At 61.1% G+C, this 12,390-nt stretch carries 11 protein-coding genes; all 11 read right to left on the bottom strand.

The genetic code is table 11. The features are described 5' to 3' along the window. Nucleotides 1-3: 3 nt before the first annotated feature. Entirely contained in the window at nt 4-597 is a 594-nt protein-coding gene (locus ACKZ62_RS02290) for an aminodeoxychorismate/anthranilate synthase component II (protein WP_447096281.1), read from the bottom strand. 9 nt (nt 598-606) lie between these two features. Beyond that, nucleotides 607-2,088: an anthranilate synthase component I gene (gene trpE / locus ACKZ62_RS02285; protein WP_179179817.1), complete on the bottom strand. Its 1,482-nt coding sequence runs from the start codon at nt 2,086-2,088 to the stop codon at nt 607-609. Nucleotides 2,089-2,158: 70 nt separating this feature from the next. Continuing rightward, nucleotides 2,159-2,977, bottom strand: a complete 819-nt coding sequence (locus tag ACKZ62_RS02280) for a phosphoglycolate phosphatase (protein WP_099601621.1) — start codon at nt 2,975-2,977, stop codon at nt 2,159-2,161. After that, nucleotides 2,974-3,648 carry a ribulose-phosphate 3-epimerase gene (rpe, locus tag ACKZ62_RS02275; RefSeq protein WP_447096280.1) on the bottom strand — a complete coding sequence of 225 codons (675 nt, stop codon included), beginning with the start codon at nt 3,646-3,648 and terminating at the stop codon, nt 2,974-2,976. The genes ACKZ62_RS02280 and rpe overlap by 4 nt, the downstream gene beginning before the upstream one ends. 84 nt (nt 3,649-3,732) lie before the next feature. Then, nucleotides 3,733-4,881: an iron-containing alcohol dehydrogenase gene (locus ACKZ62_RS02270; protein WP_032883843.1), complete on the bottom strand. Its 1,149-nt coding sequence runs from the start codon at nt 4,879-4,881 to the stop codon at nt 3,733-3,735. 140 nt (nt 4,882-5,021) lie between these two features. After that, a complete protein-coding gene (locus tag ACKZ62_RS02265; RefSeq protein ID WP_017739612.1) occupies nt 5,022-5,846 on the bottom strand; it encodes an ABC transporter permease in 825 nt (274 codons plus the stop codon). Between the two features lie 12 nt (nt 5,847-5,858). Next, the gene (locus ACKZ62_RS02260) at nt 5,859-7,106 is read right to left on the bottom strand and encodes an ABC transporter permease (RefSeq protein WP_032883844.1); all 1,248 of its coding nucleotides are present in this window, start codon (nt 7,104-7,106) and stop codon (nt 5,859-5,861) included. 214 nt (nt 7,107-7,320) lie between these two features. Beyond that, nucleotides 7,321-8,361 carry an ABC transporter substrate-binding protein gene (locus ACKZ62_RS02255; RefSeq protein ID WP_032883845.1) on the bottom strand — a complete coding sequence of 347 codons (1,041 nt, stop codon included), beginning with the start codon at nt 8,359-8,361 and terminating at the stop codon, nt 7,321-7,323. A 43-nt stretch (nt 8,362-8,404) separates the two neighbouring features. Then, on the bottom strand, nt 8,405-9,517 hold the full coding sequence (locus ACKZ62_RS02250) for an ABC transporter ATP-binding protein (RefSeq protein WP_032883846.1): 1,113 nt from the start codon (nt 9,515-9,517) through the stop codon (nt 8,405-8,407). 214 nt (nt 9,518-9,731) lie between these two features. Next, complete coding sequence (locus ACKZ62_RS02245) at nt 9,732-10,361, bottom strand: response regulator (protein WP_032883847.1); 630 nt, start codon at nt 10,359-10,361, stop codon at nt 9,732-9,734. A gap of 18 nt (nt 10,362-10,379) precedes the next feature. Continuing rightward, nucleotides 10,380-12,374, bottom strand: coding sequence for a PAS domain-containing sensor histidine kinase (locus ACKZ62_RS02240; RefSeq protein WP_032883848.1), 1,995 nt, complete (start codon nt 12,372-12,374; stop codon nt 10,380-10,382). Between the last annotated feature and the right edge of the window lie 16 nt (nt 12,375-12,390).

Below are 12,390 nucleotides of genomic sequence, written 5' to 3'. Positions count from 1 at the left end.
TCCTTAGCGCGTGCCGCCGCTCTGCTTGAGAAAGTTGGCGAACAGCTCGTAGCCCTGCTCGGTCAGGATCGACTCGGGGTGAAATTGCACCCCTTCGATGTTCAGTGTCTTGTGACGCAGGCCCATGATCTCGTCGACCGAGCCGTCTTCCAGCTGTGTCCAGGCAGTCAGCTCCAGACATTCCGGCAGGGTTTCGCGCTTGACCACCAGCGAGTGGTAGCGAGTCACAGTCACCGGGTTGTTGAGTGCCTGGAATACGCCCAGGTCCTTATGGAACACCGGACTGGTCTTGCCGTGCATCACTTGGCGCGCACGCACCACGTCACCACCAAAGGCCTGGCCAATGGATTGGTGGCCCAGGCATACACCCAGGATTGGCAGCTTGCCGGCGAAGTACTTGATGGCTTCGAGAGAAATACCCGCCTCGGTAGGCGTGCACGGGCCCGGCGAAACCACGATGCGCTCGGGACTCAGCGCGGCGATCTCGGCCACGGTCAGCTCGTCGTTGCGCACCACCTTGACCTCGGCACCGAGTTCGCCCAGGTACTGCACAACGTTGTAGGTAAAGGAATCGTAGTTATCAATCATCAGCAACATGGGGAAACCTCAGGAATTGGGGGTCTGTTCAGCCAGCGCAACAGCGCGGAACATCGCGCGGCGCTTGTTCAGGGTTTCTTCCCATTCGAGGGCCGGTACCGAGTCGGCGACGATCCCGCCACCGGCCTGCACATGCAGCTCCCCGTCCTTGATCACTGCCGTGCGGATCGCAATAGCGGTGTCCATGTTGCCGTTCCAGGCGAAATACCCCACGGCGCCGCCGTAGACACCACGCTTGACCGGCTCCAACTCGTCGATGATTTCCATCGCGCGAATCTTCGGCGCGCCCGACAACGTGCCCGCCGGCAGAATCGCCCGCAGTGCGTCCATCGCCGTCAACCCGGCTTTCAGTTCACCGGTGACGTTGGACACGATGTGCATCACGTTGGAATAACGCTCGATGACCATCTTCTCGGTCAGCTTCACCGAGCCAATTTCCGAAACGCGCCCGGTGTCGTTACGGCCCAGGTCGATCAGCATCAAGTGCTCGGCGATTTCCTTATCGTCGCTGAGCAGGTCTTCTTCCAGCGCCAGATCCGCTTCTTCAGTCGCGCCACGCGGACGAGTGCCGGCGATCGGGCGCACGGTGATCAGGTTATCCTCGACACGCACCAGCACTTCCGGCGAGCTACCCACTACGTGGAAGTCACCAAAGTTGAAGAAGTACATGTACGGCGTCGGGTTGAAGCAGCGCAGCGCCCGGTACAGGTCGATAGGCGCGGCCTTGAAGTCGATGGACATACGTTGCGACGGCACCACCTGCATGCAGTCACCGGCGAGGATGTATTCCTTGATGGTATCGACGGCGCGCTCGTAGTCATCCTGGGTAAAGCTGGAGCGGAACACCGGATCAGCCGCCGGCGGACGGCTGAGGTCCAGGCCGCGACGCGGGGTGATCGGCTGGCGCAGTTTTTCCAGAAGGGCTTCCAGGCTGGCCAGGCCCTGCTCGAAGGCGTCAGCTTGGGATGGGTCAGCGAGCACAATCGCGTGCATCTTGCCGGCGAGGTTGTCGAAAACCACCACCGCGTCAGACACCATCAGCAGAATATCCGGCACGCCCAGCGGGTCCGGGTTCGGGCATTTGCCCAGGCGTTTTTCCACGTAACGCACGCAGTCGTATCCGAAGTAACCCACCAGCCCGCCGTTAAAACGCGGCAGACCCGCAATGGTCGGCACGTTGTAGCGCGCCTTGAAGGCTTCGACGAAGGCAAGCGGGTCTTCAACGTCATGGCTTTCGATCTCGACGCCATCATGGGTAATGCTCACATGATGGTCGTGTACCCGCAGCACCGTGCGGCATGGCAGACCGATGATCGAGTAACGGCCCCACTTCTCGCCGCCCTGTACCGACTCCAGCAGATAGGAGTTGGGCTCGTCGGCCAGTTTCAGGTAGATCGACAGTGGCGTGTCGAAGTCGGCCAGGGTTTCGCAGGCCAGGGGGATACGGTTATAGCCGGCAGCGGCCAAACGCAGGAATTCTTCGCGGATCATGATGTGCCTCGTGGCGTGAGGGTCTAACAGTCAGGTATGCAAACGTGCCGCAGGGCGCGGCCAGGATCAGTCAGGCGCGCCAACGCCAGCGGGCCAGGGCCTTGATGACTTTCATCCAGAGTTTGCGAGTGACCACCACGATGGAATTTCCAGAAGGGGACTTATCGATGTCGGGCAACGTTATCTCAGCGCCCGCTCCCAAGCAACCGGGGATTAGCAGTCGCAGGTCATCAATGACCAGCGCCGGCGACTCTTCGGCAATCGGCCGGCCATGGTTATAACCGTAGCTTAGGGCTACACACTGAACACCCGCGGCTTTTGCCGCCTGCACATCACTGCGCGAGTCGCCGACAAACAGCGACTGGGACGCCGGGATATTGGCCATTTTCATCACGAAAAACAGCGCCGCCGGGTCGGGTTTCTTCTGTGGCAAGGTATCGCCACCGATGATCCAGCGGAAATACCGGCCGATTTTCATCTGGTCCAACAGCGGCGCTACGAAGCGCTCCGGCTTGTTGGTGATCAGGGCCATTTCCACGCCCTGTTTGTGCAGCCATTTGAGGGTGTCGCGCACGCCGGGGTAAACCACGGTCAGTTCGTGGCCGTCCTCATAAGCAGCATTGAATAACTCCAGCGCGTGCTCGGCTTCCACGTCATCGACGCCTTCAGCGTCGATATGGTTAGCCAGGGCCCGGCGCACCAGCATCTGCACGCCATTGCCAACCCATTCGCGTACAGACTCGATCCCCGCCGGCTTGCGTCCCAGCTTGAGCAGCATTTGGTCCACCGCCGCCGCCAGGTCTGGCACCGAGTCGATCAGCGTACCGTCCAGATCGAACATCACCAACCGTGGCAGTTTGCCGGGAAACAGCTGCTCAAAGCCGCTCATGGACGTGCCAGCGCCAGTTCGGCACGCATCTTGTCGATGACTTCCTGGTAGTTCGGCGCGTTGAAGATCGCCGAACCGGCCACGAACGTATCGGCGCCGGCCGCTGCGATTTCACGGATATTGTTGACGTTGACCCCACCGTCGATTTCCAGGCGGATATCACGACCGGACGCATCGATCAGCGCGCGGGCTTCGCGCAGCTTGTCGAGGGTGCCGGGGATGAACTTCTGCCCGCCGAAACCTGGGTTGACGCTCATCAGCAACACCATGTCGACCTTGTCCATCACGTACTTGAGCACGTCCAGCGGGGTAGCCGGGTTGAACACCAGGCCAGCCTTGCAGCCGCCTTCGCGGATCAGTTGCAAGGTACGGTCGACGTGCAGCGAGGCTTCCGGGTGGAAGGTGATGTAGGTTGCACCGGCTTCGATGAAGTCGCCGATGATGCGGTCTACCGGGCTCACCATCAGGTGTGCATCGATCGGCGCGGTAACGCCGTATTTGCGCAACGCTGCGCAGACCAACGGACCGATGGTCAGGTTGGGCACGTAGTGGTTGTCCATGACATCGAAGTGCACGAAGTCGGCACCGGCGGCCAACACGTTGTCCACTTCCTCACCCAGGCGGGCAAAATCGGCGGAGAGAATCGATGGAGCAATGACGAAGGGCTGCATGACGCACCTTTTTTGAGCTAAATCACGATGGCGCGCATTGTATACCTCATGCTTTGCTGCGCGCACCGTGACCTGGCTCAATGGCTAGTAAGCGGCCCGGTAGATTTTCTCGATATCCGCCACGCTGAGCTTGCGCGGGTTGTTACGCATCAACCGTTCGATACCTGCCGCTTCGGCGGCCATGGTGGGAATTGCGCCTTCGGGAATCCCGAAACTGTGAAGCCCTTCCGGGATCTCCACTGCGGCGCAGAGTCGCGTCATCGCCTCGACCGCCTGGTCGGCCGCGTCATTGGCACTTAACCCCGTGATATTCACGCCCATGGCCTGGGCAATGTCCTGCATCCGCTCGACACACGCCAGCTTGTTCCAGTGCATCACATAGGGCAGTAACAGCGCGTTACTCACGCCATGGGCGATATTGAAACGCCCGCCCAGTGGATAAGCCAACGCGTGCACCGCACCCACCCCGGCATTCCCGAACGCCATGCCGGCCATCAGGCTGGCGGTGGCCATGTCGTCGCGGGCCTGGAGGTTGGCGGGGTTGGCGTAGGCTTTGGGCAGCGCCTTGGCGATCAGCTTGATTGCGCCGATGGCCAAGGCGTCCGTGATCGGAGAGGCATTCAGCGACAGGTAGGACTCAATGGCATGCACCAGTGCATCGACACCACTGGCGGCGGTGACACTGCGTGGGCAGGTCAGGGTCATTTGCGGGCTGATCAGCGCCACATCCGGCAAAAGGTAGTCGCTGACGATGCCTTTTTTCAGCTGTGCGGCCTTGTCGGAGAGGATCGCCACATTGGTCACCTCCGAGCCGGTGCCGGCCGTAGTCGGGATGGCGATCAGCGGCGGGCCCTTGCGCGGTACCTGGTCGACACCAAACAAGTCGGCCAGGGCGCCATGGTAACCGGCGTAGGCGGCCACACTTTTAGCGATGTCGATGGCACTGCCGCCGCCCAGCCCAATCAGGCCGTCGTGCCCGCCGTCGCGATAAGCCTGCATGCAGTCTTCGACGATGGCGATTTCCGGGTCGGGCAGCACGCGATCAAAAATTTCGTAGGGGCGTTCACCCAGGTGTTCAAGCGCCAGCGCCACGGTGCCGGATTTGACCAGCACGGCGTCGGTCACGATCAGCGGGTTATCCACATCCAGGCGCGTGAGTTCAAAGGCCAGTTGTTCGATGGCGCCAGCGCCGGTCAGCAATTTGTGGGCGATCTTGAATGAGGAAGTACTCATGTGCGCGGCCTCTTATTAGTCGATGGGCTGGCACAAGAGTAGCTGACCGAAACAGGTTGTCTTTCATTCAGCAGCTGAATGGTCACAGAACCCGTGTGGGAGGAGGCTTGCCCCCTCCCACACGGGTTCTGTGCTGGGCTTTAGACTTGGGCAGTACGCAGTTTCTCGCTACGGCCGCGCAGCCATTCCAGGGTCAGCAACAGCAACACCGAGAAGGCAATCAGCAACGTCGCCGCCGCCGCAATAGTGGGGCTGAGGTTTTCGCGGATACCGCTGAACATCTGCCGTGGCAGGGTCGCTTGCTCGGGGCCGGCGAGAAACAGCGTCACCACCACCTCGTCGAACGAGGTCGCGAACGCAAACAGCGCCCCGGAGATCACCCCCGGCGCAATCAACGGCAAAGTCACCCGACGAAACGCAGTCAGTGGCGAAGCCCCCAGGCTGGCCGCTGCACGCACCAGATTGTGGTTAAAACCCTGCAACGTCGCCGACACCGTGATGATCACAAAAGGTACACCCAACACCGCGTGCACCACGATCAGCGAGAAAAAGCTGTTACCCAAACCCAGCGGCGCGAAAAACAGGTAGCTGGCCACGCCGATGATCACCACCGGTACCACCATCGGCGAAATCACCAGCGCCATGACCAGTGCTTTGCCGGGGAAATTGCCACGGGTCAGGCCAATCGCCGCCAGCGTACCAAACACCATGGCCAGCACGGTGGCCGCCGGGGCGACGATGATGCTGTTCTTCAGCGCTCGCATCCATTCGGCCGAAGCGAAGAAGTCCTGGTACCAGTGCAGCGAGAAGCCCTGCAACGGGTACACCAGAAAACTGCCGCTGTTGAACGACAGCGGGATGATCACCAGCACGGGCAAGATCAGGAACAGCAGAATCAAGCCGCAGAGGATCCGCAAGCTGTAGAACCAAACCCGCTCAACGGGCGACATATAAGGGCTCAGCATCGCAAGGTCTCCTCAGCTCAGGCGCAGGCGGCTGGCGCCGACCAAACGGTTGTAGATCAGGTACAGCACCACGGTCGCCAGCAGCAGTAAGCCGCCCAACGCCGTCGCCATGCCCCAGTTGATGCTGGTGTTGGTGTAGAAGGCCACGAAGTAGCTGACCATCTGGTCGTTCGGGCTGCCCAACAGTGCCGGGGTGATGTAGTAACCAATCGCCAGGATGAACACCAACAGGCAACCAGCGCCAACGCCGGCGTAGGTCTGCGGGAAGTACACGCGCCAAAAACTGGCGAACGGGTGGCAGCCCAGGGAAATCGCCGCACGCATATAGGTCGGCGAGATGCCTTTCATCACGCTGTAGATCGGCAGAATCATGAACGGCAGCAGGATGTGCACCATGGAGATGTAGACACCGGTGCGGTTGAACACCAACTCCAGGGGCTTATCGATCAGCCCCATGCCCATCAGCGCACTGTTGATCAGACCGCCGGATTGCAACAGCACGATCCACGCTGCCACTCGCACCAGGATCGAGGTCCAGAACGGCAGCAGCACGAGAATCATCAGCAGGTTGCTTTTACGCGCCGGCAGATTGGCCAGCAGATACGCCAGGGGATAGGCCAACAACAGGCAGATCACGGTGATCACCAGGCCCATCCAGAAGGTACGGGCAAAGATATCCAGATAGATCGCCTGATCCGGGGTGGCCGGGGCCACTTCGCCGAGGTCGTCGATGCGGTGATCGACGGCCGCCAGCAGGTAGAACGGTGTCAGGCTGCTGGTATTACGCCGGATCGCTTGCCAGTACGCCGGGTCGCCCCAGCGTTCGTCGAGGGTTTCCAGCGCTTCTTTATAGGAGGCAGGCGCTTCGGTGAACGGCAGCGCCCGCGCGGTTTTGGTCAGCAGGCTGCGATAGCCGGCCAGCTCCATGTTCAAGCGTTTGGACAGATCGCCCAGGGTCTGGTTTTTGCGCGCCTCACCCAGGTCTTCACTGAGAGCCTGATACACCGGTTCACCCGGCAGACCACGGCCGTCCCAGGCAGTCACCGCCACCACGGTACGCGGCAGGCCGCCCACCACTTCCGGATTACCGACGCTCTTGAACAAAAGCGCGACGATCGGCACCAGAAACACCAGCAGCAAAAACAGCACCAGCGGTGCAATCAAGGCCTGGGCCTTCCAGCGATTGACCCGCTCGGCACGCGCCAGGCGCTGCTTGAGGGTGGGGCTGTTGACCTCGTTCGAGGGAACGGCGATGGCCATGGCTAACTCCGAAAATCTGAAAGTGACGACAAACCTGTGCCTGGGCTCAGACGCTGTGTTGAGCGGGCATGCCACGCGCTGGGCGGCGAAGCGGCCCCTCTGACAGTCACCGCGTTCTTTCAGACAGAACACGGCGCCTGGTTTGGGACTGCTTCGCAGCCCAGCGCGGGGCAGGCCCGCTCACCACAAAAGCCCATTGAACACAGCAGGCGGGTTACTTGGCAGCCCAAGAATTGAAGCGCTGCTCAAGCTGCTCGCCGTTGTCCGCCCAGAAGCTCACGTCGATCTGCACCTGGTTGGCGATGTTCTCTGGCGTAGTCGGCATGTCCTTGAGGATGTCCTTGGCCAGCAACGGTACGGCTTGGGTGTTGGCCGGGCCGTAGGCGATGTTTTCCGAGTAGGTCTTCTGCTGCTGCGGTGCGACCGAGAAGGCGATGAATTTCTTCGCCGCTTCTGCGCGATCCTTGGCCAGGCCTTTTGGAATCGCCCATGCATCGAAGTCGTAGATGCCGCCGTTCCACACCACCTTCAGGTTGCTTTCTTTCTGCACGGCAGCGATTCGGCCGTTGTAAGCCGAGCTCATCACCACGTCACCCGATGCGAGGTACTGCGGCGGTTGTGCGCCAGCTTCCCACCATTGAATCGACGGCTTGAGTTCGTCGAGTTTCTTGAACGCGCGGTCTTGGCCATCTTTGCCGGCCAGCACTTTGTACACGTCCTTCGGCGCTACGCCGTCGGCCATCAAGGCGAATTCCAGGGTGTACTTGGCACCTTTGCGCAGGCCGCGCTTGCCCGGGAATTTCTTGGTGTCCCAGAAATCCGCCCAGCTGGTTGGCGCGGAAGCCAGTTTGTCGGCGTTGTACGCCAACACAGTCGACCATACGAAGAAACCCACGCCGCATGGCTGGATCGCACCCTTCACGTAGTTGGCGCTGTCGCCGAACAGTTTCGGGTCCAGCGGTTCGAACATGTCTTCGTCACAACCGCGGGACAGTTCCGGCGATTCCACTTCTACCAGGTCCCAGGACACGCTTTTGGTGTCGACCATGGCTTTGACCTTGGCCATCTCACCGTTGTACTCACCGGCGACGATCTTGCCGTTGCCCGCGCTTTCCCACGGTGCATAGAAGGCCTTGACCTGTGCAGCCTTGTTCGCGCCACCAAAGGACACGACGGTCAGGTCCGGGCCGGCCATGGCCTGTGTCGCGCCCATCAAGCTCAAGGCCAGGACGGAATACTTCAGGGATCTCAACATTGTTGTTCTCTCCACGTGCAGGGTTGGTGAAGCCATGGGGCGATCAATTCGCCTCTAGAAGTGGGTCGAGTGCGCGAACGTGCTCGACTTGCCAGCCAATCGGTACCACGTCGCCGACCGCCAGTGCTGGGTCCAGCTCGGCAATCGGTTGTTTCACAAAAAAATCGGTCTTGCCGCAGACTTCCAGGCGCACACGCACGTGGTCGCCCAGGTAGATAAATTCGGCCACCCGCCCGGAGAAGCGGTTGATGCAGCTTTCGCTGGAGCCATTGAGGCTGACCCGTTCCGGACGCACCGATAGCGTTACAGGGCCACCGATCTGGCCGACATTGATCGCCAGTGCTTCAACCTTCTCGCCCCGCGCCAGCTCGACCACGCAGCGGTCGCCGGTGTGGCTGTGCAAGCGGCCGTTGAGGCGGTTGTTCTCGCCAATAAAGTTAGCGACGAAGGTGTTCTTCGGTTCTTCATACAGCGTGCGCGGCGGGGCGATCTGCTGGATCTCGCCCTGATGGAACACCGCCACGCGGTCGGACATGGTCAGGGCTTCACCCTGGTCATGGGTCACGTACACCACTGTCACGCCGAGACGTTGGTGCAGGTGCTTGATCTCCATCTGCATGTGTTCGCGCAATTGCTTGTCGAGAGCGCCGAGCGGTTCGTCCATCAGTACCAGTTGCGGTTCGAACACCAACGCGCGGGCCAGGGCCACACGCTGTTGCTGGCCGCCGGACAGTTGCGCCGGGTAGCGCTGGGCGAACGCGTCGAGCTGGACCATGCTCAGCACGCGCTTGACCCGCTCACTGACATCTGTCTTGCTCAAACCGCGCACGGACAAGGGAAACGCCAGGTTCTCGGCCACGGTCATGTGCGGGAACAGCGCGTAGTTCTGGAACACCATGCCAATGTCGCGCTTGTGCGGCGGCACGTTGTTGATGGAGCGCCCGGCCAGCTGGATTTCACCGGCAGTCGGCGTCTCAAACCCGGCGAGCATCATCAGGCTGGTGGTCTTGCCCGAACCGGAAGGCCCGAGCAAGGTGAGGAACTCGCCCTTGCGAATTTCCAGGTTGAGGTCTTTGACGATCAGGTTCTCGCCGTCGTAGCTCTTCTGCACGCCACGAAAGCTGACCAGCACATCATTTGAATCCACCTCGCTCATACCCGCACCTTTGTGTTTTGGACTGCTGTGGCACAAGCGTAGTCCAGGCGCGAGGCCCCGGAAATCGGGGGCCAGGAGAGAATTGCATCAGCAGGATGGAAGCTTGGGGGTAGGGATTGCCCTACACGGATGGCGGGGATGGAACAGTGCTGCAGTGCGAAGCGCCGGGAATGGCGTCAGCGGGGTTTGAAGCAGGTCGCAAACAGGCATGTCATCACAACAGCTTGTGTTCCATGGCGTACTTCACCAGCTCAGCCAGGGAGGTGATATTGAGCTTTTGCATCAATCGCGCCTTGTGAGTGCTGATGGTCTTGCTGCTCAGCGCCAGTTGCTGGGCGATGTCATTGACGTTGGCGCCCTGCGCCAAGCGTTCGAACACCGAGAACTCCCGTTCCGACAGCAACGAATGCAATGGCCGGGCGTCGGTCAGACCGACTTCAAACACCATACGGTCGGCCAGGTCCGGGTCTATATAACGCCCGCCGGCCGCGACTTTGCGGATCGCCGTCAGCAACAACGCCGGGTCGCTGTCCTTGGTGGCGTAACCGGCGGCACCGACCTTCAGGGCACGGGCTGCCATTTGCGCTTCGTCGTGCATCGACAGCACCAGGATCGCCGGCGGGTTGCTCAACGCACGGATGCGCGCAATCGCTTCCAGGCCGTTGACGCCGGGCATCGAGATGTCCAGCAACACCACCTCGCACGGCACGTGGCGCAACGTCTCCAGCAACTGCTCGCCATTGCTAGCCTCCCCCACCACCAGCAGGTCTTTGGCCAGGCCGATCAGTTGTTTGATGCCTTCACGAACGATGGTGTGGTCTTCGGCTACCAGTACACGGATCACAGGGACTTCCTCTTGGCGTTATGCATCCAGCGGCACCGTCACACTCAGGGTGGTGCCCTCCCCCAACTCGCTGTGCAGGCTCAATTGCCCGCCCATGATCAGCACCCGCTCGCGCATACCGACCAGGCCAAACGATACCGCACGCCCTTCAGGCTGGACGAAACCCACGCCGTCGTCGCTGATGGTCAACCGCAAATCCGAGCCTTCTATGGCCAGCGTCAGCTCCACAGTATGCGCCTGGGCATGGCGCATCACGTTGGTCAGCGCCTCCTGCAGGATACGAAACAGGCCGATGGCCTTGGCGTCGCTCAGGGTCGGCAGGTTATCCGGCACCTGAACCAGACAGGGAATCTGCGTGCGCGCTTCAAAACGACGGGCTTGCCATTCAACTGCGGAGGCAATGCCAGCATCGAGAATCGGTGGGCGCAGCGCCGTCGCGACGTCCCGCACCAGTTGGAACAGTTGAGCAATCAGGCGCTTCATGCTGTTCAAGCGCTCGTGCAGGCCAGGGTCCAGTTGTGCATAAGCCAGCTCGCACATGGACGTTTCCAACTTGAGCACGGTGAGCATCTGACCGAGTTCGTCATGCACTTCCCGGGCGATGCGGGCTTTTTCTTCCTCGCGCACGGTTTCCAGGTGGGCCGACAGTTCGCGTAGTTGCGCTTCGCTTTGCATCAACGCGGCCAGCGTGCGGCGCAACTCGGTGACGTCGTTCAGGTAAACCACCAAGTACTCAGCCTCGGCAAACCGCAAAAAGCTCAACGACACGTTGGCCGGCAGGATGCTGCCGTCGGCGCGCAAACAATCGGTGGCGAAGTTCTGTGGTCCCTCTTCGCTGGCCCGTGCGCGCTTCCACAAATTGAGCCAGCGGTCCATGTCCAGGGTCGGGTCGAGGTCAACCAGCGGCCGCTCGATCAGTGCGCCAGGAGCATAACCGAGCATGCTTTCGGCGGCGTGGTTGGCGTAGCGCACATGGCTGTCCCAGTTGACCCACAGGATGCCGACGGTGCTTTGGTCGATGGAAAACTGTGTCAACCGCAGCGCTTCGGCACCGGCAGCGCGGGCGGCGCTTTCTTCACGGGCGGCCAGCAGGCCATGCTCCAACACACGTTGCTGGCGGCGCTGCCAGAACACGGTCGCCAAACTGGCGAGCAGCAGCAGGCTCAGTAACAGGCTGAGGTTCTGCCACAACCCAGGCGACTCCGATAACCGTGGGTATTTGGGTTGCAGCCAGCGGCTATGCAGTTGGTCAAGGTCTCGGGCGGGGATAGCGCCCAAGGCACTTTCCATGATGCCCGCCAGTTCGGGCCAATCGCGCCGTGTGGCCACCCGCAACAATTGCGGCAGACCGATGTCCCCCACCACCGCCAAACCGGCGAACTCGGCCTCGCCGGATAATCGGCTTAATTGCGCTTCATCTACCACGGCATAACGCGCTTGCTGGCTGACCAACAACTGCAAGGCCTGGCGCTCAATGGGCACACCTTGCAGGTTGAGGTTGGGATAAGTGCTGCGCAGGTAATCGGCCACGGCACTGGGCATGCGCACGGCGACGCGGGATTGATCGTCCAGTTTTTCCAGCTCAACCGCGCCGCCGCCCTCGCGGATGCCGACGATATGCTGGGGCACACGCATGTACGGGTCGCTGAATAACCACAGGCGCAAGCCGGCTGGGGTTTGTTGCAGGCCGGGGGCAATGTCCACTTCGTCGTCGCGGACGGCGGCTTCCAGTTGCTCCTGGTTGGGGAAATTGCGCCAGGTCAGCTCGATATTCAGCGCCTTGGCCAGCCACTGCATCAACTCCACATTGGCCCCGGACAAGCGCTGCAAGCGACGGTCGTACTGCGCGTAAGGCAACTGCAGCACTACGCCCACCCGCAATTCCGGGTGCTGGGCCAGCCATTCGCGCTGCTGCGCATTGAGCTGCGCCTGCGGGGCGGCAGGCGTAGGGGAGGCGTTCGCCATCAAGGCGACGCACAAACAGCCGATAACCAGCAGACAGCGAAAACCCATGATCCACGTCTCACAT

This window comes from Pseudomonas sivasensis, assembly GCF_052938085.1.
This window is presented reverse-complemented; position numbering and strand designations above follow the sequence as displayed.

What these genes read in the sequence shown, in the direction of transcription:
- ACKZ62_RS02290 (WP_447096281.1), bottom strand. Translation starts at nt 597, where the DNA reads ATGTTGCTGATGATTGATAACTACGATTCCTTTACCTACAACGTTGTG.
- trpE (WP_179179817.1), bottom strand. Translation starts at nt 2,088, where the DNA reads ATGATCCGCGAAGAATTCCTGCGTTTGGCCGCTGCCGGCTATAACCGT.
- ACKZ62_RS02280 (WP_099601621.1), bottom strand. Translation starts at nt 2,977, where the DNA reads ATGAGCGGCTTTGAGCAGCTGTTTCCCGGCAAACTGCCACGGTTGGTG.
- rpe (WP_447096280.1), bottom strand. Translation starts at nt 3,648, where the DNA reads ATGCAGCCCTTCGTCATTGCTCCATCGATTCTCTCCGCCGATTTTGCC.
- ACKZ62_RS02270 (WP_032883843.1), bottom strand. Translation starts at nt 4,881, where the DNA reads ATGAGTACTTCCTCATTCAAGATCGCCCACAAATTGCTGACCGGCGCT.
- ACKZ62_RS02265 (WP_017739612.1), bottom strand. Translation starts at nt 5,846, where the DNA reads ATGCTGAGCCCTTATATGTCGCCCGTTGAGCGGGTTTGGTTCTACAGC.
- ACKZ62_RS02260 (WP_032883844.1), bottom strand. Translation starts at nt 7,106, where the DNA reads ATGGCCATCGCCGTTCCCTCGAACGAGGTCAACAGCCCCACCCTCAAG.
- ACKZ62_RS02255 (WP_032883845.1), bottom strand. Translation starts at nt 8,361, where the DNA reads ATGTTGAGATCCCTGAAGTATTCCGTCCTGGCCTTGAGCTTGATGGGC.
- ACKZ62_RS02250 (WP_032883846.1), bottom strand. Translation starts at nt 9,517, where the DNA reads ATGAGCGAGGTGGATTCAAATGATGTGCTGGTCAGCTTTCGTGGCGTG.
- ACKZ62_RS02240 (WP_032883848.1), bottom strand. Translation starts at nt 12,374, where the DNA reads ATGGGTTTTCGCTGTCTGCTGGTTATCGGCTGTTTGTGCGTCGCCTTG.